The sequence below is a fragment of the Flavobacterium sp. genome (assembly GCF_043760115.1).
Classification (GTDB): Bacteria; Bacteroidota; Bacteroidia; order Flavobacteriales; family Flavobacteriaceae; genus Flavobacterium.
On the sequence record NZ_JAYUPK010000071.1, the window covers coordinates 1 to 22,029 of the forward strand.

23 protein-coding genes and 1 pseudogene are annotated in these 22,029 nt (G+C 29.3%); 12 read left to right on the top strand and 12 right to left on the bottom strand.

The features are described from left to right. The 8 genes and pseudogenes from ACH2BC_RS06070 to hemA all read right to left on the bottom strand — a co-directional run. Window positions 1–398, bottom strand: a pseudogene (locus ACH2BC_RS06070) (porphobilinogen synthase); the annotation flags it as partial. Window positions 399–702: 304 nt separating this feature from the next. Continuing rightward, window positions 703–1,605, bottom strand: a complete 903-nt coding sequence (hemF, locus tag ACH2BC_RS06075) for an oxygen-dependent coproporphyrinogen oxidase (RefSeq protein WP_395053095.1) — start codon at window positions 1,603–1,605, stop codon at window positions 703–705. Continuing rightward, on the bottom strand, window positions 1,605–2,495 hold the full coding sequence (locus ACH2BC_RS06080; RefSeq protein WP_395053096.1) for a BRO family protein: 891 nt from the start codon (window positions 2,493–2,495) through the stop codon (window positions 1,605–1,607). The genes hemF and ACH2BC_RS06080 overlap by 1 nt, the downstream gene beginning before the upstream one ends. Before the next feature lie 18 nt (window positions 2,496–2,513). Continuing rightward, window positions 2,514–3,056, bottom strand: coding sequence for a GNAT family N-acetyltransferase (locus tag ACH2BC_RS06085; protein WP_395053097.1), 543 nt, complete (start codon window positions 3,054–3,056; stop codon window positions 2,514–2,516). A gap of 4 nt (window positions 3,057–3,060) precedes the next feature. Further along, window positions 3,061–4,086 carry a uroporphyrinogen decarboxylase gene (gene hemE, locus ACH2BC_RS06090; protein WP_395053098.1) on the bottom strand — a complete coding sequence of 342 codons (1,026 nt, stop codon included), beginning with the start codon at window positions 4,084–4,086 and terminating at the stop codon, window positions 3,061–3,063. 40 nt (window positions 4,087–4,126) lie between these two features. Then, the gene (locus ACH2BC_RS06095) at window positions 4,127–4,834 is read right to left on the bottom strand and encodes a uroporphyrinogen-III synthase (RefSeq protein WP_395053099.1); all 708 of its coding nucleotides are present in this window, start codon (window positions 4,832–4,834) and stop codon (window positions 4,127–4,129) included. A gap of 165 nt (window positions 4,835–4,999) precedes the next feature. Then, a complete protein-coding gene (gene hemC, locus ACH2BC_RS06100; RefSeq protein WP_395053100.1) occupies window positions 5,000–5,926 on the bottom strand; it encodes a hydroxymethylbilane synthase in 927 nt (308 codons plus the stop codon). 107 nt (window positions 5,927–6,033) lie between these two features. Then, on the bottom strand, window positions 6,034–7,293 hold the full coding sequence (hemA, locus tag ACH2BC_RS06105) for a glutamyl-tRNA reductase (RefSeq protein WP_395053101.1): 1,260 nt from the start codon (window positions 7,291–7,293) through the stop codon (window positions 6,034–6,036). A 228-nt stretch (window positions 7,294–7,521) separates the two neighbouring features. Here hemA and ACH2BC_RS06110 point away from each other — a divergent pair, with 228 nt between their 5' ends. The 8 genes from ACH2BC_RS06110 to ACH2BC_RS06145 all read left to right on the top strand — a co-directional run bounded on the left by ACH2BC_RS06110 (window position 7,522) and on the right by ACH2BC_RS06145 (window position 14,724). After that, window positions 7,522–8,391 (top strand): helix-turn-helix domain-containing protein, encoded by an 870-nt coding sequence (locus ACH2BC_RS06110; RefSeq protein WP_395053102.1) that lies wholly within the window; start codon window positions 7,522–7,524, stop codon window positions 8,389–8,391. A gap of 38 nt (window positions 8,392–8,429) precedes the next feature. Continuing rightward, entirely contained in the window at window positions 8,430–8,690 is a 261-nt protein-coding gene (locus ACH2BC_RS06115; RefSeq protein ID WP_395053103.1) for an AbrB/MazE/SpoVT family DNA-binding domain-containing protein, read from the top strand. Next, window positions 8,671–9,003: a type II toxin-antitoxin system PemK/MazF family toxin gene (locus ACH2BC_RS06120; RefSeq protein WP_395053104.1), complete on the top strand. Its 333-nt coding sequence runs from the start codon at window positions 8,671–8,673 to the stop codon at window positions 9,001–9,003. The genes ACH2BC_RS06115 and ACH2BC_RS06120 overlap by 20 nt, the downstream gene beginning before the upstream one ends. Window positions 9,004–9,241: 238 nt before the next feature. Further along, window positions 9,242–10,258 (top strand): ferrochelatase, encoded by a 1,017-nt coding sequence (hemH, locus tag ACH2BC_RS06125; RefSeq protein ID WP_395053105.1) that lies wholly within the window; start codon window positions 9,242–9,244, stop codon window positions 10,256–10,258. A 268-nt stretch (window positions 10,259–10,526) separates the two neighbouring features. Then, complete coding sequence (locus ACH2BC_RS06130; protein ID WP_395053106.1) at window positions 10,527–11,069, top strand: CopD family protein; 543 nt, start codon at window positions 10,527–10,529, stop codon at window positions 11,067–11,069. A 60-nt stretch (window positions 11,070–11,129) separates the two neighbouring features. Continuing rightward, window positions 11,130–12,545 (top strand): sensor histidine kinase, encoded by a 1,416-nt coding sequence (locus tag ACH2BC_RS06135; RefSeq protein WP_395053117.1) that lies wholly within the window; start codon window positions 11,130–11,132, stop codon window positions 12,543–12,545. A gap of 141 nt (window positions 12,546–12,686) precedes the next feature. Then, window positions 12,687–13,469: an enoyl-CoA hydratase/isomerase family protein gene (locus ACH2BC_RS06140; protein ID WP_395053107.1), complete on the top strand. Its 783-nt coding sequence runs from the start codon at window positions 12,687–12,689 to the stop codon at window positions 13,467–13,469. Between the two features lie 136 nt (window positions 13,470–13,605). After that, on the top strand, window positions 13,606–14,724 hold the full coding sequence (locus ACH2BC_RS06145) for an ATP-binding protein (protein WP_395053108.1): 1,119 nt from the start codon (window positions 13,606–13,608) through the stop codon (window positions 14,722–14,724). 9 nt (window positions 14,725–14,733) lie between these two features. Here the strand turns inward: ACH2BC_RS06145 and ACH2BC_RS06150 are convergent, their stop codons facing one another. The 3 genes from ACH2BC_RS06150 to ACH2BC_RS06160 all read right to left on the bottom strand — a co-directional run bounded on the left by ACH2BC_RS06150 (window position 14,734) and on the right by ACH2BC_RS06160 (window position 17,281). Next, window positions 14,734–15,378, bottom strand: a complete 645-nt coding sequence (locus tag ACH2BC_RS06150) for an HD domain-containing protein (protein ID WP_395053109.1) — start codon at window positions 15,376–15,378, stop codon at window positions 14,734–14,736. Window positions 15,379–15,448: 70 nt separating this feature from the next. Further along, window positions 15,449–16,438 carry an acyl-ACP desaturase gene (locus ACH2BC_RS06155; RefSeq protein ID WP_395053110.1) on the bottom strand — a complete coding sequence of 330 codons (990 nt, stop codon included), beginning with the start codon at window positions 16,436–16,438 and terminating at the stop codon, window positions 15,449–15,451. A gap of 108 nt (window positions 16,439–16,546) precedes the next feature. Next, window positions 16,547–17,281, bottom strand: a complete 735-nt coding sequence (locus tag ACH2BC_RS06160; RefSeq protein WP_395053111.1) for a lysophospholipid acyltransferase family protein — start codon at window positions 17,279–17,281, stop codon at window positions 16,547–16,549. 136 nt (window positions 17,282–17,417) lie between these two features. On the opposite strand from ACH2BC_RS06160, the gene recA reads away from it, so the two are divergent. The 4 genes from recA to ACH2BC_RS06180 all read left to right on the top strand — a co-directional run bounded on the left by recA (window position 17,418) and on the right by ACH2BC_RS06180 (window position 21,072). After that, complete coding sequence (gene recA, locus ACH2BC_RS06165) at window positions 17,418–18,425, top strand: recombinase RecA (protein WP_395053112.1); 1,008 nt, start codon at window positions 17,418–17,420, stop codon at window positions 18,423–18,425. A gap of 100 nt (window positions 18,426–18,525) precedes the next feature. Continuing rightward, window positions 18,526–18,933 (top strand): hypothetical protein, encoded by a 408-nt coding sequence (locus tag ACH2BC_RS06170; protein ID WP_395053113.1) that lies wholly within the window; start codon window positions 18,526–18,528, stop codon window positions 18,931–18,933. Window positions 18,934–18,943: 10 nt separating this feature from the next. Then, a complete protein-coding gene (locus tag ACH2BC_RS06175) occupies window positions 18,944–19,486 on the top strand; it encodes an RNA polymerase sigma factor (RefSeq protein ID WP_395053114.1) in 543 nt (180 codons plus the stop codon). Then, on the top strand, window positions 19,483–21,072 hold the full coding sequence (locus ACH2BC_RS06180; protein WP_395053115.1) for a hypothetical protein: 1,590 nt from the start codon (window positions 19,483–19,485) through the stop codon (window positions 21,070–21,072). Before ACH2BC_RS06175 ends, ACH2BC_RS06180 begins: the two co-directional genes overlap by 4 nt. A gap of 72 nt (window positions 21,073–21,144) precedes the next feature. Here ACH2BC_RS06180 and ACH2BC_RS06185 read toward each other — a convergent pair whose 3' ends face one another. Then, window positions 21,145–21,897, bottom strand: coding sequence for a lysophospholipid acyltransferase family protein (locus tag ACH2BC_RS06185; protein WP_395053116.1), 753 nt, complete (start codon window positions 21,895–21,897; stop codon window positions 21,145–21,147). Window positions 21,898–22,029 lie beyond the last annotated feature (132 nt).

The window sequence follows — 22,029 nt, forward strand, 5'->3', positions numbered from 1 at the left end:
ATTCCGTCGTGACCGTAAATTGAATATGGATCTAAAGCTACATCTGGCATTACAATCATTTCTGGACAAGCGGTTTTAATTGCTTTGATTGCTTGTTGCATTAATCCGTTTGGATTCCAAGCTTCTTTTCCTGTATTGTCTTTTAGCGATTCATCAACTTTAACGTAAATATTTACTGCTCGAATTCCTAAATCGAATAATTCTTTTACTTCTAAAACTGTTAAATCTATTGAACGACGAAAAATTCCTGGCATAGAAGAAATTTCTACTTTGTAGTTTTCTCCTTCTGCAATGAACATTGGAAACATAAAATCACTTGGACTTAGTGTTGTTTCACGAACTAAACTTCTTATGGATTCGTTAGTTCTTAATCTTCTGCCTCTTTGTAATGGGAACATGTTTTTGTTTTTTCTCGCAAAGACGCAAAGGCGCAAAGCGAAGTTAATTTTTTATTTTAAATTTTTTAAACCATTAAGGTATTAAGGGTTCATTAAGAGTTTGGCTTAATTTTTCTTATCCCGATAGCTATCGGGACTTAATGGTTTGATTATATCCAATCTATTGGTTTTTTTAATACATTAATTAATCTTTCTTCTTCGCTTCCAATTTCTGGATAATGATCGTAAACCCATTTAACATTTGGAGGTAATTAAGTTTCATTAAGAGTATAGCTTAATTTTTCTTACTACCTTAATGGTTTGATTATATCCAATCTATTGGTTTTTCTAATACTTTAATTAATTTTTCTTCTTCGCTACCAAGTTCTGGATGATGATCGTAAACCCATTTAACATTTGGAGGTAAAGACATTAATATACTTTCTATTCTTCCGTTGGTTTTTAATCCGAAAAGTGTGCCTTTGTCGTGAACCAAATTAAATTCTACGTAACGACCACGACGAATTTCTTGCCAAGTTCGTTGTTCCTTTGTGTATGGTAAATTTTTTCTTTTTTCTAAAATTGGAGCATAAGCATCTAGAAAACTGTTGCCAACTTCTGACACAAAGTTAAACCAATTTTCCATTGACATTTGTTCTGTTGCTTTGCAATAATCAAAAAATAATCCGCCAATTCCTCGAGCTTCGTTTCTATGTGCGTTCCAAAAATAATCATCGCATTGCTTTTTATATTTTGGATAAAAATCTATGTTATGTTTATCGCAAGCGGTTTTACAAGTTTGATGAAAATGAATGGCATCTTCTTCAAATAAATAATATGGTGTTAAATCTTGTCCGCCACCAAACCATTGATTTATAATTTCACCTCTTTCGTTATACATTTCAAAATAACGCCAATTTGCGTGAACTGTTGGTGCCATTGGATTTTTTGGATGAATTACTAAACTTAATCCGCAAGCAAAAAAATCGGCTTCGCCAACATTAAACATTTGTTGCATTGCTTCTGGAAGTTTTCCGTGCACTGCTGAAATGTTTACGCCGCCTTTTTCTATTACTTCGCCATTTTCTATAACTCGTGTTTTTCCTCCACCACCTTCTGGTCGTTCCCAAATATCTTCACGGAATTTGGCTTTTTCTTCGATAGCTTCTAATCCGGCAACGATTTGGTCTTGAAGTTGAAGTATGTATTGGTAGAATTTATTTTTCATTATTGCAAACCTTTTTTATTTTCTAAATAATCTGATGCATTTAATTTGTTTACTATTTTTTTACCTGTTTTTGCTTCAATTTCTTTACGAGTATTTCCTGCAATTGTTCCGCCTTGATTTGCAATTTTTTTATTTTCTGTAAAATTTTTAGGTTTCTTTTCTTTGCTGATTTCTGTAGTTGTTACTTCTGCCAGCATATTTAAAACCAATTCAAGATTGCTCATGTTGTCTCGCAAATTTTCTTTATTTAATCCTTTATGATTTTTATATTCTTTAACAGATAAACCACTCCAAGCTTTTGTAATTTCATCTGTTAAAATAGCATATTTTTCACGTCTTTTTTTATTTTTTTTTCGGTGTTCAAGAATTCCACTTCGTTCCATTTCTTGTCCTTTATTAACTCCACGATTATCCCATTCATCTGTAAGTTCTTTTCTTACCTCGATACTTTTTAAACGTTGGTTTACCCATTCTTTGGAATATCCTTTTTTAAGATAGGTTTCCATAAGCCGATCAAAACCTAGTTCTGGATCTTCAATTTCGTCAATTCTTTCTCTACCAACTTGGGCTAACCATAATTTGAAAGGTTCGGCTTTTTTTGATGGAACAGATTGTATTAATCGGAATAATTGTTCGGTATCTGCTACATCCGTCATTCGCATTTTTCCATCTTCTGCTTGAAGTTTCAACTGTCCGATTTTCTCGGACACTTGACTTCCTTCTTTAAGCAATTTAGATTTTAAATCGCTCCAATATTTCCTTAGTCTTTCATTTTCTATTAGAATTTGTATTACATCAACAATAGAAAAATACCATTTCTCCTTATCTTCATTCCAAACAGATCGAATTTGTTTTTGTTCGAATAATTTTATGGCGCTTTCTTTTGTCATACTATTATGATTTAAAAGTTATATTATATAATCTGATTTTAATAATCCAAAATAAACTATATCTTCATATTCATTTAAATGATTTAATCTTTCATTTCTTAAAATTCCTTCTTGTTTAAAGTTGTGTTTTAGAGCAATTTGTTGACTTCCAATATTTATCTTTGAAGTACAAATTATAATTTTATTCATTAATAACTCTTCAAAACAATGATTTATGATTTGCTTAACAGCTTTAGAAATTATTCCTTTTCCTTCAAAATTTTTATCTACAAAATAGAACAATTCACATTTTAAAATTTTATAATCAATTTTTTTAATTCCGATGTACCCAATTAAATTATTGGTTTCTATATTTCTGATGTAAAAATAAAAATCAGTTTTATTTATTTGATTTTGATTTTTAATCTTAAAATACTGATTGATTTTTTCTTGACTCTCACAATTTGCAACAGTAATTGTTAAAGTGTTTTCAATTCGTGTTTTGTTCTTTTGAACTAACTCAAAAAACTCATTTGGTTGAACTTTATCTAACTCATCAAGTTTCCAATTACTAAATCCCATAATTTTAAGATTTATATTCCTTAACAGCATCTATAAATGCTTTCGCATGATCTACAGGAATATTTGGTAAAATTCCATGACCTAGATTTACAATGTAACTGTCTTTACCAAATTCGTTTATCATTTCGTGTACCATTTTTTTGATAGTTGGAATTGGAGATAACAATCTACTCGGATCAAAATTTCCTTGTAATGTGATTTTTCCACCAGATAAATATCTTGCATTTCTTGGCGAACATGTCCAATCTACACCCAGAGCTGATGCTTTTGATTTTGACATTTCTCCTAATGCAAACCAACATCCTTTTCCAAAAACAATAACCTTTGTATCTTCAGCTAATGCTTCAACAATTTGGTTAATATAGTTCCAAGAAAACTCTTGATAATCTACTGGCGATAACATTCCGCCCCAAGAATCGAAAATTTGAATGGCGTTGCATCCTGCTTTTACTTTTTCTTTTAGATATAAAATAGTTGTGTCGGTAATTTTTTGTAATAATGTGTGAGCTGCAATTGGATTTGAAAAACAAAATCCTTTGGCTGTGTCAAAACTTTTAGATCCTTTTCCTTCAACTGCATAGCAAAAAATGGTCCAAGGCGAACCTGCAAAACCAATTAATGGAACCTCATCATTCAACATTTGTTTGGTTAGTTTGATGGCATCAAAAACATAACCTAATGTTTCGTGAACGTCTGGAACAAAAACTTGATTTACTTGTTCTATAGTGCGAATTGGATTGGGAATAATTGGTCCTAAATTGTCTTTCAATTCTACATGAATTCCCATTGCTCTTGGAACTACCAAAATATCTGAAAATAAAATGGCTGCATCTGGTTGAACAATTCGTATAGGTTGAACCGTAATTTCTGCTGCTAATTCTGGCGTTTCACAACGTGTAAAAAAATCGTATTTGTCGCGCAATGCTCTAAATTCTGGCAAATATCTTCCTGCTTGACGCATCATCCAAACTGGTGGACGATCTACAATTTCGTTGTTTAGTGCTCTTAAAAATAGGTCGTTTTTGATCATTTTGTTTTTTATTATGCCACAAAGGCGCAAAAGCGCTAAGTTAATTTTTATAATATTCTATTACTTCTTCAATTACATTTTCTACAGATGGTTTGTCTGCAATTGTGATGTTTTTTATTTTTTTATTTTCTAATGCTTCTGCTGTTGTTTCGCCTATACAAAAACACATTTCTTCTTTAATTGTGTTTGATTTTAAATAACTTTCTACTGCTGATGGACTGAAAAATAGAATTCCATCAAGTTTTTGAGTTATTTTTTTCGATATTAAATTGGTTTCGTAAACTTCTATTTCGTTGAATATGATTCCGTTTTCTTTTAAGGTTTCTGGAAGAATATCTCTACGTAAATTTCCGCTGAAAAATGTAAAAGTTTCGTTGGAGTAAACTAGTGAAATTATTTCTGCTAAATCTGATGCGTAACCTGTGTAAGCGATAACGTTAAATCCGTTTTCTGTTAATAAATCTTTGGTTTTCATTCCTACAGAAAAAACGTTTTTACTTTTTAAATCTTCACATTTTGGATGATTTAGAATACTTTGTACTGCGTTTTGACTTGTGAAAATTAGATTTTCGTTAACTTTTAAACCACCTCGTCCTTCGGACACTCCTCCAAAGGAGGAGAATTCAAAATTCTTAATTTTAGTTTCTATAAAATCTTCTTCAATTACTAAAAAATTAGCATCTAGTAATTGTTGCTTTTGATTTGGCAATAGCTTTTTAGTAGATAATATATTGGTTTGTTTAGTCATAGTTTTCTTTTTGAACTATTAAGGAATTAAGATTCATTAAGTGTTTTTATGTTATACAATAGCTTTTTAGCCCTGATTGCAATGAAAATCCTTTTTTTCTTTTAAAAAAAGATTGAAATGGAAAGCAGGAAAAAGGATTGTAGAAAATGACCAAGCCATTCGCTTCTAATTTTTTAATGCTAATTTAATATTCTTCATCAATTCTATTCCGCCATTATTTAAAATTTCTTGTGCGCAATTAAATCCTAATTTCTTCCATTTGGAAATGTCTACTGTTTTTTCGATTTCTAATTTGTCTTTTCCGTCAATAGAAAGCAATTGTCCTATAAAATTTATGGTATCCTCTTTTTCATTAAAAGTTGCTAAAGCTCCAATTGGTGCTGTACATCCACCTTCAAGTATTTTTAAAAATTGTCTTTCTATATAGGTACAAATATCTGTTTCTAAATGATTTAATTCAGCAACTGCTTCTTTACAAAATTCATCATTTGCCATGGCTACAATTACCATTGCGCCTTGTGCTGGTGCAGGAATCATCCAATCTAGATTGATAAAATTTTCTGGTTTTATGTTTATTCGTTCTAATCCTGCTGCTGCGAAAATTGCACCATTCCAATTATTCTCTTTTAATTTTTGCATTCTAGTATTTACATTTCCTCGTAAATCTACAACCTTGTGATTGGGATATTTATTAAGCCACATTGCTTGACGACGCAAACTTCCTGTTGCGATTGTGCCATCTTTTTCTAAAAAATCAAGATGATTATTGTAGACTAAAATATCATTAAAATTGGCTCTTTCTAAAACCGCAGCTTGTACAATTCCTTGTGGCAATGCGGTTGGAACGTCTTTCATAGAATGAACAGCAATATCAACTTGACCGTTTATCATGGCAACATCAAGCGTTTTGGTAAAAATTCCTGTAATTCCGAGTTCGTAAAGTGGTTTGTCTAAAATTAAATCGCCTGTAGATTTTACGGCAATAATTTCAGTTTTATATCCTAAATCTATTAGTTTTTTTTGAACATTTGTTGCTTGCCAAAGTGCTAATTCGCTGTCTCTCGTTCCTATTCTAATTGTTTTATTTGACACTCTTTATTGTTTTTTACACGAATTTCACAAATTTACACTAATTATTAATTCGTGTAATTCTTTTAAATTTCACAAATTCGTGCTAATTTGTGAAATTAGTGTCTGACTTAAAAAAAAGATTTTTCCTGTTCTAATTGAAAAACTTTTTCAATCCATTCAATTCCTTCATCCATTGATTCGACATCTTTTAAATGATTTACAAAGTGATTGGTAATTTTTTGGATAATTCTATTGCTAATTAGTTCGGCTTGTTCTTCATTAAAATTGGATAGTTTTTTACGTTGAAAATTCAATTCGCCATCTTTAATAGAGTTTAATTTTTCTTTTAAAGCATGAATTGTTGGAGCAAATTTTCGGTTTTTTGTCCAAGAAGTGAATTCTTCTTTAATTTCTTCAATAATAGCTTCGGCTTTTGGGATGTGAAGTTTTCTATTTTCTAACGTTTCATCTGTCATTTGCGAAAGATGATCTAAATGAATTAAAGTTACACCGTTTAGCTCTTGAACATTTTCGTGAACATTTTTCGGAATTGATAAATCTAAAATCAACAATGGTTTTTTAAGATTTAAAATTGCTTTATCAATTGTTGGATTTTGAGCTCCAGTTGCAACTACTACAACATCAGCTTTTTGAAGTTCTAATTGCAAATCTGAATAATCTTTTACAATTAAATCTAATTTATTTGCTAATTTTTCAGCTTTATCTTTGGTTCTGTTTATTAAAGTAATTTGCTCGTGTTTGGTATGTTTTACAAGGTTTTCACAAGTATTTCTTCCTATTTTTCCAGTTCCAAAAAGCAGAATATTTTTATTAGAAACATCTTCAACATTTTTAATAATATATTGTACAGATGCAAATGAAACTGATGTTGCTCCAGAAGAAATTTCAGTTTCGGTTTTTATTTTTTTACTTGCCTGAATTACAGAATTTACTAGTCTTTCAAGAAATGTATTAACCATTCCGTTAGATTTACTTTCGGTAAACGCAATTTTTAATTGACTGATAATTTCAAAATCGCCAAGAATTTGACTGTCTAAACCTGTTCCAACACGAAACATATGGTTTATTGCTTCTTGATTTTTATAAATGTAGGCAACTTCTTGAAACTCTTCAACCGAACCATTACTGTTTTCGCAAAGTAATTTTATTAATTGATAAGGATGATTGGCAAAGCCATAAATTTCGGTTCTGTTGCAAGTAGAAGTTACTAATAATGCTTCAATTCCTTCGGCTTCGGCTTGAATTAATAAGGTTGATTTGGCATTAGAATCTAAACTAAATTTTCCTCTTATAACTGCATCAGCTTTTTTATAACTTAAGCCAAGTGCGTAAAAAGAAGTATGTTTAGCGTTATTAAATTTTTCCATTTGTAACTTTTGAAAGAAAGTGATGCAAAATTATTACTATACTATTTATAAAAGTAACGCTGTAAGGACTATTTGTATCGCTACGCGTTTTTTTATTAATAAATAGTGAAATCTATAGAATTTATTTTAAATTTGCAATGAAATCAAGTATCTTCGAATTTATTATATAGAACTATTCTAAATAATAAATAGATAGTCAAACAAGTTCAGTATAAAAAAAATATCGCTATGAGTTCTCAAGAAGTTATAACAATTGAAAATGACTTTACCTTAATTAGATTTCAGAATGATTCTAACGAATCATATCATGTTGAAAGACACATAAATCAAGGTTTGATACAATTTCATTTTGGTATGAAAGGAAAGGCAAAGTTTATTTTTAATCAAGGAAGTTATGCTTTAGATTTGAATGAAGAAAAGTCTTATTTGTTTTATAATCCGCAAAAAGAGTTGCCATTAAATTTAGAATTAGCACCAAATTCTTGGGTAATTTCTGTTATAGTTTCTATTCAAAAGTTTCATTCTTTATTTTCTACAGAATCTGATTATATTCCGTTTTTGAGTGAAGAAAATAATGATAAAAAATATTATAAAGAAGATAATATTAGTCCATCAATGGCAATTGTGCTTAGTCAAATGTTTCATTATAATTTAAATCCATCTATAAAAAATCTTTATTATAAAGGAAAAGGATATGAATTATTGAGTTTATATTTCAACAGAAATGAAGATCCAAATGCAGAACAATGTCCGTTTTTAATAGACGAAGACAATGTTTTAAAAATTAAAAAAGCTAAGGAAATTATCATTGCCAATATGTCTGAACCACCAAGTTTACAAGAGTTGGCAGATGAAATTGGATTGAATTTAAAGAAATTAAAAATGGGTTTCAAACAAATTTATGGTGATACTGTTTACGGATTTTTATTTGATTATAAAATGGATTATGCTCGAAAATTATTAGATTCTGGTTCGTATAATGTAAACGAAGTGGGTTTAAAAATTGGGTATAGCACTGGAAGTCATTTTATAACGGCGTTTAAAAAGAAATTTGCAACTACACCTAAGAAGTATTTGATGAATTTAGCTATTAAATAAAATTATTACAAAAAGTAAAAAGTAATTACATTTGTATTATGATAAATACACATCAAACACAGATAATAAAAATAGGAAATTCAAGTGGTTTAAGAATTCCAAAAGAATTCTTAAACGCATTTGAAGGCAAAAATGTGGTTATTAAATTAGAAAATAATAGTTTAATAATTACACCAGTAAAAAGAACTTTGCCACCACGAGTAAAATGGGCAGAAATTTTATCTACTATGGTAATAGAAGATGAAGACGATTTTAATGATTTTGACACAATATTACTTGATGGCATTAATAATGTATAAAAAGTGGGATATTGTATTAGTGGATTTAAACCCTACAAAAGGTAGTGAAATATCTAAAATTAGACCTTGTTTGATAGTTTCGCCCAATAGTATCAATACCTATATGAAGGCGATAGTATTTGTGCCATTTGCATCAAAACCCAAAGGTTATCCTTTTAGAATCTTAACAAATCACAATAATATAGCTGGCGAATTATGCTTTGATCATATTCAAAGTATCGATAAAAGTAGAATTATAAAAGTTGATAGTTCAATATTAAAATCATTGAGAATGTCTATAAACAACTTATTGATTGAATTTTTTAACGAATGATTTAATGCATTTAAATCAAATTACTTCTTTAAAAACTGACAATTTAAAAAAATTTAATTAAAACTGTTTTTAATTTCGTAATTGGTAAATTAATAAAAAATTAGTTTTGTCTTCTATTTTTCAATCATCAAACAATCAATAAAAAAGTGTTAATCAAATAATTAAAAAATCAAGTTTAATTACTTTTGCAGCGATTTCTCATTCTCCGGAATGATAATAATGAAAAAATTTTATATTTATGAAAGGAGTATTATTAGTAAATTTAGGTTCGCCAGAAAGTCCAACTGCCAAAGATGTCAAACCTTATTTAGATGAATTTTTAATGGATCGATTTGTAATTGACGTTCCGTTTTTATTGCGAGCATTGTTAGTTCGAGGAGTTATTTTACAAACACGACCAAAAAAATCGGCTGCAGCTTATGCTAAAATTTGGTGGAAAGAAGGTTCGCCATTAGTTGTAATTTCTCAAAGAATGACCAAAAAAGTGCAAGATTTAGTTGACATTCCTGTAGCACTTTCTATGCGATATGGTAAAATGACAATATTAAAAGGGTTACAAGAATTGCATGATAAAGGTGTAAATGAAGTAATGCTTTTTCCTTTGTATCCACAACATGCAATGGCTTCTACTACTACAATTTTAGTATTGGCAGAAGAACTTCGTGCCAAGCATTTTCCAAATATGAAATTCACAATTGTTCCAGCTTTTTATAACAAACCAAGTTATATAAAAGCATTGGCAAATTCTATAAAAAGTAAATTAGACACTTTTGAATATGATCATTTATTGTTTTCGTATCACGGAATTCCAAAACGTCATATTAGAAAAACAGACATTACAAAGTCGCATTGTAAAATAGACAGAACGTGTTGCGATACACCATCGCCAGCACACGAATTTTGTTACAGTCATCAATGTTACGAAACCACAAAACAAGTTGTAAAATATTTAGGAATTCCAGAAGGAAAATACAGTCAAACGTTTCAGTCAAGATTGGCTGGCGATAAATGGCTTACACCTTATACAGATGTTGAAGTAAATAAAATGCCCGAAAAAGGAATTAAGAAATTGGCAGTTGTAACTCCAGCTTTTGTTAGTGATTGTTTAGAAACTTTGGAAGAAATTGCTATGGAAGCCAATGAAGAGTTTTTGCATCATGGCGGAAAAGAGTTTATGGCAATTCCGTGTATGAATGATGGCGATGAATGGTGTGCGACTGTTGCTGAATGGATTACCGATTGGGAGAAAAATTAGAATCTATGCAAAAAATTATTAAAATAGTTCCTTATATATTTAATTTTATAATTATTGTTGGAATTATTTTTTTTATATTTAAAACAGATTCTGATAAATCACCAATTATATTCATGATTTTTTATCCTATATTAATTTTATTAAATTTAATAACACTAGTTATTTTTATCCTATTTAAAAATAAAATTTTTGTCAGAATTTTGAAACTAAATTTAGTTCTTCTTTTCATTTTTATTATACCACTAATTACGATTATAACTTTAATTTAATGGAACTCTATAACTACATAAAATCACTACATTTAATATTCGTAATCACTTGGTTTGCAGGATTATTTTATATTGTTCGCTTGTTTGTTTATCAAATAGAAGCTAGCGAAAAACCTTCGCCAGAAAAAGAAATTTTACAAAAACAATATAAAATAATGACGTACCGACTTTGGTATATTATTACTTGGCCAAGCTCCATTTTAGCAACAATTTTTGCAGTTTGGTTATTAATTTTAAATCCTGCTTGGTTACAAATGTCTTGGATGCACGTTAAACTTGGCTTTGTTTTTGTACTATTTTTATACCAATTTAAATGCCAACAAATTTACAATCAGTTGCAAAAAGACGAAGTAAAATACACATCCAATTTTATGCGATTGTGGAACGAAGGTGCAACAATAATATTGTTTGCAGTAGTTTTTTTAGTAATTTTAAAAAATGCTTTCAACTGGATTTATGGTGTAATCGGAATTTTTCTGTTTTCAATTATCATTATGTTAGGATTTAAATTTTATAAAACAATTAGAAATAAGAATAAATAGCAAATGCTAAAAAACTTTAAAATGTCAATGCTATCTCTTAGAATTAGGATTTTCCTATCTATGATTGTATTGATATTAATTGCGTCTATTTTAATGGCTTCAATATCTGTAATTCAGTTTAAAAACGAAGCAAGACGATACCATCAAGAACGGCTTGAACGTAAAGAAGACGCTATAAAAGAACATATTAATTACGTACTTTCTACAACTACTTATCCTTTAAACGTAAAAAATTTACCCTATATTTTTAAAGATAAAATTCACGAATTGTCAGACATTCACAATCTTGAAATTAATGTTTATTCGCTTGAAGGAAAATTATTAAAATCATCCAAAGCTTCTTTTTCTGTTGATAGTATTTCGCCTCCAGTTCCTAAATATATTGTAAAACTGGTGCAATCGTCAATAGAAAAAAGATACGTAGATATAAAAAGTATCGATGGTGTAAAAAACCGTTCTTCCTTTAGTCAAATAAAAGATGACAAATTTAAACCACTCGGAATTTTAAATCTTCCTTATGTAGAAGACGACAGTTTTTACGAAAATGAAATTCAAGAATTTTTAATTCGACTAAGCCAAGTTTACTTTTTTATGCTAATCATTGCATTTGCTTTAGCATACTTTTTAGCATCCTATATTACACAATCTTTAAAAACAATTTCAGATAAAATAAACGAAACAAGTTTAAATCAAAAGAACGAAAAAATTGTAATAGAAGCCAACAGTCGCGAAATAAATTCGTTGATAAAAGCATACAATGCAATGGTTGACAAGTTAGAAGAAAGTGCCACAATGTTAGCACAAAGCGAACGAGAACAAGCTTGGCGAGAAATGGCTAAACAAGTGGCGCACGAAATTAAAAATCCGCTAACGCCAATGCGATTAACAGTTCAAAGTTTTCAACGAAAGTTTGATGCAAACGATCCAAACTTAAAACAAAAACTAGACGATTATTCTAAAACATTAATTCAACAAATAGACACAATGAGTTCAGTTGCATCAGCATTTTCTAACTTTGCATCAATGCCAGCGCAACAAAATGAAACACTAAATGTTGTAGAAGTTGTAGAGTTTTCTTTAGATATTTTTAACGAAGAATACATCCATTTTAAAAGCGATGAAGATGAAGTTATCACCATTATGGATAGAACGCAATTGGTTAGAATTATTACCAATTTAATCAAAAACGCTATCCAAGCAATTCCAGATGAGCAAGATGATAAATTAATAGTTGTAGCAGTAAATAAATACGAAAACGAAGTAAAAATTACAGTAAAAGATAACGGAATTGGAATAGAACAAGAAAATATTGAACGCATTTTCGAACCAAAATTTACCACAAAAAACAGCGGAATGGGTTTAGGATTAGGAATTATAAAAAACATAATAGAAAATTACAAAGGAACAATTACATTTGAAACCGAATATAGAAAAGGAACCACTTTTATTGTCTCACTTCCAATAATTCAAAATTAGAAGCACAATGGCTTGGGCATTTTCAATAATTGCAATTCCTGCTTTCCGTTTCAATATCTTTTCCAAAGTTTAAAAAAACTTTGGAAAAGATGATTTTCTCTTCAATCAGGGCTAAAAAGTAACATTAATACATAAAAAACTATGAATTACGAAAACATAATCGTTTCAACAGAAAACGGAATCTCACAAATTACTATAAATCGTCCATCAAAACTAAATGCACTAAATGTTGCAACCATTCAAGAACTTCACGACGCTTTTAAAACATTAAATGAAAACCATGAAACAAGAGTAATAATTCTTACTGGCGAAGGAGAAAAAGCATTTGTTGCAGGCGCAGATATTTCAGAATTTGCACATTTTTCTGTAGAAGAAGGCGCACAATTATCGCAACAAGGACAAGAATTATTGTTCGATTTTATCGAAAATTTAAAAACTCCAGTAATTGCAGCCGTAAATGGTTTTGCACTTGGTGGCGGATTAGAATTGGCAATGTCTTGTCATTTTAGAGTTGCATCAGACAATGCCAAAATGGGTTTGCCAGAAACATCACTTGGAGTAATTCCTGGTTATGGAGGAACACAACGTTTACCTCAACTTGTTGGAAAAGGAAGAGCAATGGAATTAATAATGACTGCTGGAATGATTGATGCCGAAACTGCAAAAAATTACGGATTAGTAAATCACGTTGTTCTGCAAGCAGAACTTTTAGAATTTACAAAAGCTATTGCAACTAAAATTATGAAAAATTCTCCAGTTGCAATTGGAAAAGCCATAAAAGCAATAAATGATAATTATAAAGATGGCGTTGACGGCTTTAAAACAGAAATTAAAAACTTTGGAAAATGCTTTGGAACAGAAGATTTTAAAGAAGGTACAACTGCATTTTTAGAAAAAAGGAAAGCTGTTTTTTGTGGAAAATAAATATAAAAAGAGAATTTTAAATAGTTCTCTTTTTTTATTAGAATTAGTCTCAAATATCATATTATTATATTTTTTTGATATTGTAATATCATATTATTATATTTTTTAGTACATTTGCATTGTAAATAAATGTAAAATGATACACAGAACTCTGCAAAAAGAAATAGATTCTTATCTTTTTAAAGGTAAAGCTATACTAGTATTTGGAGCAAGACAAGTAGGAAAAACATCGTTAATTAAAAACACTATAAAAAATAATTCTTTTTTATGGCTAAATGGAGATGAACCAGATACACAACTTTTACTTGAAAATATTACAACCGATAGATTAAAAGCATTGGTTGGAGAAAATAAAATTCTGGTTATTGATGAGGCACAAATGATTCATAATATTGGATTACTAATTAAACGAATGGTAGATAATTTTCCAGAAATTCAAGTTATAGCTTCTGGGAGTAGCGCTTTCGAGTTGGCTGATAAAACCAAAGAAAGCATGGTAGGACGAAAAGAAGAAATACAAATTTTTCCGTTTAGTTATCAAGAAATGGTTGCTCACACTAACTTTGTTGAAGAAACTAGATTGGTTCCGCATAGATTAGTTTATGGCTATTATCCAGAAGTTGTAAATAATCTTGGCAAGGAAGAAAAAATTCTAAACGATTTGGTTGAAGGATTTTTGTATAAAGATATTTTAAATCTAGAAGGAATAAAAAAATCTTCAACTTTACAACGATTGGTGCAAATGTTGGCTTTTAGAATTGGAAGCGAAATAAATTTTAGTTCTTTAGGAAATGATTTAGGAATTAACCGATTGACAGTTGAAAAATATATAGATATTCTAGAAAAAAACTTTATTGTTTTTAGTTTAAATGCTTTTAGCAAAAATCAAGATAACGAAATTAGAAAAAGCAGAAAAGTATATTTTTGGGACAACGGTTTACGAAACAGAATTATTAAAAATTTTACGCCAATAGAACTTCGAAATGATGCTGGCGCATTGTGGGAAAACTTTGTAATTAGCGAAAGAAAGAAAAAATTATCTTATGAAAACCAATATAAAGACACTTATTTCTGGCGTAACACGCAACAAGCAGAAATTGACTTTTTAGAAATAAAAAACAACGAAATTGATGCTTTTGAAATAAAATACAACCCAAATGTTAAAGTAAAATTCACTAAATCATTTACAGTAAAATACCATCCTAAAACTACTCAGGTTATTCACAAAGAAAATTTTTGGGATTATTTATTGTAATAATTAAAACTACTTCTCACCTTTCCATTCTGCATAAAATTGCTCTAGAAAAACTTCCATAAAACGATGTCTTTCTTGGGCAATTTTTTTTCCTGTTTGGGTATTCATTTTGTCTTTTAAAAGAAGTAGTTTTTCGTAAAAATGATTTAAAGTTGGTGCTTCATTGTTTTTATATTCTTCTTTATTCCTATTCAAATTAGGAAGAATTTCTGGATTGTACAATTGCCTGTTTTTAAATCCACCATAGTTAAAAGTTCTAGCAATTCCTATTGCTCCAATGGCATCCAACCTATCTGCATCTTGTACAATTTGTAATTCTATTGAGTTAAATTTCTTTTCGAAATTTCCACCTTTAAAAGATATGTTATCAATAATATTAATTACATGAATAATAATTTCTTCATCAACTTTATAACTTTCAAGAAATTCTCTGGCAACTCTTGGACCAACACTTTCGTCACCATTATTAAATTTACTGTCGGCAATATCGTGAAGTAATGCGCCAAGTTTAACTATTTCTAAGTTACAAACTTCCTCTTTCGCAATAAGTAAAGCGTTTTTATAAACACGTTCTATGTGAAACCAATCGTGTCCACCTTCTGCATTTTCAAGTTTTTGTTTTACAAAAAGTATAGTATTGTCAATTAATGTCATTCATCTATTTATAAAAAATTCCAAATTCTAATACAATTGGAATTTGGAATTTAGATTAATGTTTTTTTATTTATCTAACCAACGCTGGCTTAACCCATTTAAAAATTTTAGTTTCCTCTGGCAAGATCAATCTTTCTGATATTTTTGCCATTCGAGCAGGTAATTTCATTAAATAATCTCTTGCTTTTTCGGCTTCGTCGGTTAGATTTACAATTTTATCTATTTCCCATTTTTCTACCAACTTCTGTAAAATATCTACATAATCAGCTGCAGTATACACTCCTATTTTTTGTGCAGAATTAGAAAATTCTTCAAATGCTGTTCCAATTTTTTCTCCAGATTCTCTTAAAAATAAAGCAGGCATAACTATTTTTTGCTTCATCATATATTGAAATGAAAGCATCATTTCGCTAGGATCAACTTTAAAAATTTGAGATACAAATTCAGAATAAGCGTGATGATGACGCATTTCATCGCCAGCAATTAATTTACATATTTTAGACAACTTAGCATCGCCATACTTCTTAGCAATTTGAGAAACTCTATTATGAGAAATATAAGTTGCTAATTCTTGAAAACTAGTGTAAACAAAATTTTTATATGGATCACGACCTGTACCAATATCAAATCCATCGGCAATTAAATGTTGTGTTGTCATTTCAACTTCGCGCATATTTACTCTTCCAGATAGATACAAATATTTATTTAGTAAATCTCCGTGACGGTTTTCTTCACTTGTCCATTGACGAACCCATTTAGACCAACCATTTCGCTCAACATTATCAATTCCTTCAACATCCATCAACCACGATTCGTAAGTTGGTAAAGCTTCTTCGGTAATGGTATCGCCAACAAGCACAACCCAAAAATCATAAGGTAAATCTTTAGCAATTTCTCGCAATTCTTTAACCTCATCTAAGAATGATTCTTGTTCTGAGTTAGGAAGTAAATCTGATGGTTGCCAAATTTTTTCGACCGGAATTAAAAATTGATCAACAAAACTATCAACGTTTTTTTCTAGAAACTGCATTACTTCTAGACGTATGTTTTTTATAGACATTATATAATAGGAATTTAGATTTTAAGAATTTAGATTTTTAGTAAATTTAAAATCTTTTATTATTTAATACAAATTTACGTTTGATTTTTGGTAATTCACTAATTTTAACTAGAGTTTAATGTCTGTTACAACAGCAGTTTCTGTTTTTTTAATTATTTCTTCAAATGAATATTCGCTAACTGCAATTGGTTTGTGAATTTTAAATTCTAATTTGTTCCCTAAACCCATTGGGAAAGCACCAAATTTAACCATTTTCCAAGAATTATTTATAGAAATTGGAACTACATAAGCTGATGGTGCATATTTACACAAAATCTTTAAACCACTTTGTGCGAATTCTTTTGGTTTTCCAGTTCTACTTCTTGTTCCTTCCGGAAAAATTACCGCGGCTCTTTTATTCAATTCAATGTATTCTGATAATTTTTTTATTTCTACAATGGCAGCTTTTGGGTCGTTTCTATCAATTAAAACTGAACCACCATTTCTTAAATTATACGAAACACTTGGAACACCTTTTCCTAGTTCTTTTTTACTAACAAACTTGGCGTGAAACCTTCTTAAAAACCAAATCATTCCAATAATATCATACATGCTTTGATGGTTGGCAACAAAAATTATAGGAACTCCTTTTGGAATATCATTTCTATTTTTAAAGGAATAAGTTGTTCCAAGTAAATTGGTACATCGCACTAAAAAAAAGTTTAAATAATCTACACTTTTCTTGTGCGCTTGGTAACCAAAAACGTTCGAACATATCCATTGAATGGGATGAAAAACAACTAAAAACAAACCAAAACACAAATAATAAATTACCGAAATTGGATACGAAATAATTTTTTCCATAACTCATTTTAAAATTGTGGTAAAAGTAAGGAATATATTTATTTAATAATTGTTTAAAACTCATTTTCACAACTATAAAAATCTCAAAAAAAATACTTATTTTTACGAAATTAAATGCCATTAAATTTCAAATAAAATGAGTGCAGAAAAAGAAGCCAAATTAAAAGCGTTACAACTAACGTTAGATAAATTAGACAAGACTTACGGAAAAGGAACCGTAATGAAAATGGGCGATAAAGCCATTGTAGAAGTAGAAACCATTTCATCTGGTTCGCTAGGTTTAGACTTAGCACTTGGTGTAAACGGTTATCCAAGAGGAAGAGTTATAGAAATATATGGTCCAGAATCTTCTGGAAAAACAACCTTAACATTGCATGCTATTGCCGAAGCTCAAAAAGCTGGTGGAATTGCAGCTTTTATTGATGCAGAACACGCTTTTGATAGATTTTATGCAGAAAAATTGGGTGTAGATATTGATAATTTAATTATTTCGCAACCAGATAATGGTGAACAAGCTCTAGAAATTGCAGAGAATTTAATTCGTTCTGGAGCAATTGATATTGTAGTAATTGACTCGGTTGCAGCATTAACACCAAAAAGTGAAATTGAAGGTGAAATGGGCGATTCTAAAATGGGATTGCACGCAAGATTAATGTCGCAAGCACTTAGAAAATTAACTGGAACTATTAGCAAAACAAACTGTACCGTTTTCTTTATCAATCAGTTGAGAGAGAAAATAGGAGTTATGTTTGGTAATCCAGAAACTACAACTGGAGGAAATGCTTTGAAATTTTATGCTTCGGTTCGTTTAGACATTCGTCGTTCGTCTCAAATAAAAGATGGCGATAATGTAATTGGAAACAGAACTAAAGTTAAAGTGGTAAAAAATAAAGTTGCGCCACCATTTAAAACTGCCGAATTTGACATTATGTATGGCGAAGGAGTTTCTAAAACTGGAGAAATTCTTGATCTTGCAGTAGAATTTGAAATTATTAAAAAGTCAGGTTCATGGTTTAGTTATGGCGATACAAAACTAGGTCAAGGTAGAGATGGCGTAAAATCTTTAATAAAAGATAATCCAGAAATGGCAGACGAATTAGAACTAAAAATTAAAGCACATATTAAAGCATTAGCTGACGCTTAAATCTTATAAAAATAAAAATCGCGCCTTGAGCGTGATTTTTTTTATTTTTCAACGCAACCTTTTTAACCTTTTTGCATCTAGTAACTAAATGAAAATTATAATGAAAAAAATACTAGCACTTTTTATAGTAATAATAACGTTAAGTGCATGTTCTTTAAACGAAGAACAAACTTACACCACAGAACTTGTTCCAGTTGCAGAAGTAAATTTTCCAACAGAATTTGCAACTGATAGCATTACTTATATTCCAATGAAATATATTAAACCAACTTCTTGCCATTTATATAACGGTATATTTTATGAAGCAACTGGTTTAACAAGAGTTGTAGCAATAGAAACTATCAAAGTTAATCAAGACAATTGCCAAGCAGATAATGTAACTGTTACAGAAGTAAATTTAAAATTTAAACCAATTGCCGAAGGAATTTATCATTTTAAATTTTTTAGCGGAATTAATAGTCAAGGACAAGATGAATTTTTAGAATTCGATGCGACTGTAGATCATTAATATTTCAAATTTGAGCCAAGAAGAACTCATAAAAAGGTGTATAAAAAATGATATAAAAGCGCAAGAACAATTGTACAGAGATTATTCACCCAAATTGTTTTCATTGTGCTTGAAATATTCGCCCAGTTATGTAGAAGCTCAAGATAATTTGCAAGATGGTTTTTTGCTAATATTTGAAAAAATAAAGCAATTTGAATTTAAAGGATCGTTTGACGGTTGGATAAAAAGAGTAATGCTAAACTTAGTTCTTCAACAATATAGAGGAAAAAGTTTTTTAAGTATAGTTGACGAAAATATTCCAGATGAACCAGAAGTTGAGATTGAAGACGATGTATCAATGGAGTTTTTAATGAAAATTATTCAAGAATTACCAGACAGATACAGACTGGTTTTTAACCTAACGGTTTTTGAAAATTACAGTCATCAAGAAATTGCAAATGAGCTTGGAATATCTGTTGGAACATCAAAATCTAACTTATCAAGAGCTAAAGTTATTTTAAAAGAAAAAATAGAACATAATGTAGGTAATTCAAAAATACCTTTTTCCAAATGAACGAAAGAAAAAATATAGAACATCTCTTTCAAGATAAATTTAAAAACTTTGAAGTTGAACCAAACGAAACTGCTTGGGAAAACATCAAAGAAAAATTGCAAGAAAAGAAAAAAAGAAGAGTTATTCCGTTTTGGTGGAAGTTTTCTGGTGTTGCTGCATTATTAGCGATTGGAATTATTTTTTTTAATTCAGATTTTAAATCAAATGAAGTAAATAACAGTAATCCTGTTGTTAATCAATCAAAAGATGTTGATGCTAAACTTGATAAAAAAAATACTATTTCTAAAGAAAATAAATCAATAAAAAGCGTAGCAAATTCTGAAAATGAATCAAATGAAAATATAAATTCTGATTCAAATTCTGAGGATATTTTAAATCAAAATTCAGTTATCGAAAACGAAAATTTAAACAGAATAAACGCTTCAAAAAATAAAATTTCTGATATAAATTCTAAATCAAATTCATTAGAAAATAAAAAAGATTTAAAATCAAATGTTATAAAAAACACCAAATCATCATCTGAAATTTCTAATAATAATATTGATAAAATCGCCGAAAAAAGTTCAAAAGTCAAAAATAATACCAAGTCTAATTTATTTAATTCAGATTCTGAAAAATTAAATTCTACAGATTTAAATACTGATAACTATTATATAAATAAGAGTTTAGAAGATAAATCAATAGTTAATCAAACTCAAAATAAAGACAATAAAACATTCAATTTAAATTCTAAAGAAATAGTTGTAGAGAAATCTAACCCAATTTTTAAAGAGTTTACAAACAAAATAGATTCGACGAAAATTGCTATAGTTGAACCTAATATGCTGGAAGAATTGCTAAAAGAAAAAGAAGCAAAATTGAATGAAGAACCAAAAATGAATAGGTGGCAAGTTGTAACCAATGTTGCACCTATTTATTTTAGTTCAACTGGAAATGGTTCGCCATTAGACAATAAACTTGCCAGTAACGATAAAAATTATGCAGGTAATTTTAGTTATGGAGTTGGTGTAAATTATGCAGTGAATAAAAAATTAAAAATAAGAACTGGTTTAAACCGTCTTGCAGTTGATTATGATACCAACGGAATTGTATATTATGAAAATTCGTCTGCTGTTAGTGGTAAAATTGCCAATTTAAATCCAAATGTTCCTGGTTCATTAATAACAATTGAAAGTTTGTCTAATGTAGATTCGCCTTTTAATAAAATTGCCGAAATTAATAAAAACGAAGGTAGTTTAAACCAAAAAATGGGTTATATAGAATTTCCTTTAGAGCTTTCTTACCGACTTGTAGATAAAAAATTTGGTCTTGATTTTATTGGCGGAATGAGTACTTTGTATTTAAATCAAAATGAAATTTATTTACAATCTGACAAAATAAATATGAAAATTGGAGAAGCCAATAATCTTAATACTTTGCATTTTAGCACCAATTTAGGTTTAGGTTTTAAATACAATTTTCTTAAAAATTTTAATGCGCATTTAGAACCAGTTTTTAAATATCAGTTAAACACTTTTACCAATAATGTTGGCGACTTTAAACCTTATGTTTTTGGCGTATATTCAGGTATAAGTTATAGTTTTTAAAAGGTTAATAAGTTTATAAATTAGTTAAGTGGTGTTATTGCTTTAGAGTGATAACAGAAAAGAGCACTCTAGTTAAGTGCTCTTTTTTAGTTTTTCAAATATTTGTAATTGATTTAAAATTACAGTTCTTGTTGCTTCTTTTACAGTTTTTCTGTCTTCAGATTTTAAGTCTTTTGTTTCAATAAATTTGTGAATTTTAGCACGCATTTTTCCTGGATTTCCACTTAAAAAAGTATATGAAAAACGTTCCTTATTATCTGGAAATGTCATTGGAACAATTGATAAATGATGATCTATTGCCAACCTAAAAGCGCCATCTTTAAACTCGTCCAATAAAACAGATTCATCTGGAACGCCACCTTCTGGAAATATACAAATACTCAATCCTTGATTTATTCTTTTTTGTGCTCTTTCAAATACTTCGTGCCTGCTTTTTGGACTATTTCTATCTACTAAAATACAAGTTCGTTTGTAAAAAAATCCAAATAACGGAATTTTTACCAACTCTTTTTTTCCAACAAATACAAACGGATTTTTAGTAATAGATAACATCAACATAATGTCTGCCATAGAAGTGTGATTGGCGGTAAGCATGTAACTTTTTCCTTCTTGTAGTTCTTGTTCTCTTTCTACTTTATAAAAAAATCCCATTCCAAAAAGAATACATTTAGCCCAAATTCGTGCCATTATAAAAAAGTAAGGATACCATTTTTCTTTTAAAATAGAAAGTACTAAAAATGGAAACATTATCAAGATTGGAATTGCCATTAAAATGTAAAACCAAATGCGGTACAACGTCCAAAAAATAATTTTTATAAATCTCATAGTGTCAAAAATAAACAATAGTAAGTTATTTTTAATACAAAGGTTTAACTTTGCAGTAAATAATTTTTTTTATGTCTAAAATACTTACTGGAGTTCAAAGTACAGGAACACCACATTTAGGAAATCTTTTGG

Bases quoted from the DNA above. Each gene is read 5' to 3' on its own strand.
- ACH2BC_RS06095 (WP_395053099.1), bottom strand. From the start codon at position 4,834: ATGACTAAACAAACCAATATATTATCTACTAAAAAGCTATTGCCAAAT.
- ACH2BC_RS06130 (WP_395053106.1), top strand. From the start codon at position 10,527: ATGGAACTCTATAACTACATAAAATCACTACATTTAATATTCGTAATC.
- ACH2BC_RS06155 (WP_395053110.1), bottom strand. From the start codon at position 16,438: ATGTCTATAAAAAACATACGTCTAGAAGTAATGCAGTTTCTAGAAAAA.
- ACH2BC_RS06145 (WP_395053108.1), top strand. From the start codon at position 13,606: ATGATACACAGAACTCTGCAAAAAGAAATAGATTCTTATCTTTTTAAA.
- hemF (WP_395053095.1), bottom strand. From the start codon at position 1,605: ATGAAAAATAAATTCTACCAATACATACTTCAACTTCAAGACCAAATC.
- ACH2BC_RS06120 (WP_395053104.1), top strand. From the start codon at position 8,671: ATGGCATTAATAATGTATAAAAAGTGGGATATTGTATTAGTGGATTTA.
- ACH2BC_RS06135 (WP_395053117.1), top strand. From the start codon at position 11,130: ATGATTGTATTGATATTAATTGCGTCTATTTTAATGGCTTCAATATCT.
- ACH2BC_RS06115 (WP_395053103.1), top strand. From the start codon at position 8,430: ATGATAAATACACATCAAACACAGATAATAAAAATAGGAAATTCAAGT.
- ACH2BC_RS06080 (WP_395053096.1), bottom strand. From the start codon at position 2,495: ATGACAAAAGAAAGCGCCATAAAATTATTCGAACAAAAACAAATTCGA.
- ACH2BC_RS06110 (WP_395053102.1), top strand. From the start codon at position 7,522: ATGAGTTCTCAAGAAGTTATAACAATTGAAAATGACTTTACCTTAATT.
- hemH (WP_395053105.1), top strand. From the start codon at position 9,242: ATGAAAGGAGTATTATTAGTAAATTTAGGTTCGCCAGAAAGTCCAACT.
- ACH2BC_RS06085 (WP_395053097.1), bottom strand. From the start codon at position 3,056: ATGGGATTTAGTAATTGGAAACTTGATGAGTTAGATAAAGTTCAACCA.
- hemA (WP_395053101.1), bottom strand. From the start codon at position 7,293: ATGGAAAAATTTAATAACGCTAAACATACTTCTTTTTACGCACTTGGC.
- ACH2BC_RS06185 (WP_395053116.1), bottom strand. From the start codon at position 21,897: ATGAGATTTATAAAAATTATTTTTTGGACGTTGTACCGCATTTGGTTT.
- ACH2BC_RS06160 (WP_395053111.1), bottom strand. From the start codon at position 17,281: ATGGAAAAAATTATTTCGTATCCAATTTCGGTAATTTATTATTTGTGT.
- ACH2BC_RS06180 (WP_395053115.1), top strand. From the start codon at position 19,483: ATGAACGAAAGAAAAAATATAGAACATCTCTTTCAAGATAAATTTAAA.
- hemE (WP_395053098.1), bottom strand. From the start codon at position 4,086: ATGATCAAAAACGACCTATTTTTAAGAGCACTAAACAACGAAATTGTA.
- ACH2BC_RS06170 (WP_395053113.1), top strand. From the start codon at position 18,526: ATGAAAAAAATACTAGCACTTTTTATAGTAATAATAACGTTAAGTGCA.
- ACH2BC_RS06150 (WP_395053109.1), bottom strand. From the start codon at position 15,378: ATGACATTAATTGACAATACTATACTTTTTGTAAAACAAAAACTTGAA.
- recA (WP_395053112.1), top strand. From the start codon at position 17,418: ATGAGTGCAGAAAAAGAAGCCAAATTAAAAGCGTTACAACTAACGTTA.
- ACH2BC_RS06140 (WP_395053107.1), top strand. From the start codon at position 12,687: ATGAATTACGAAAACATAATCGTTTCAACAGAAAACGGAATCTCACAA.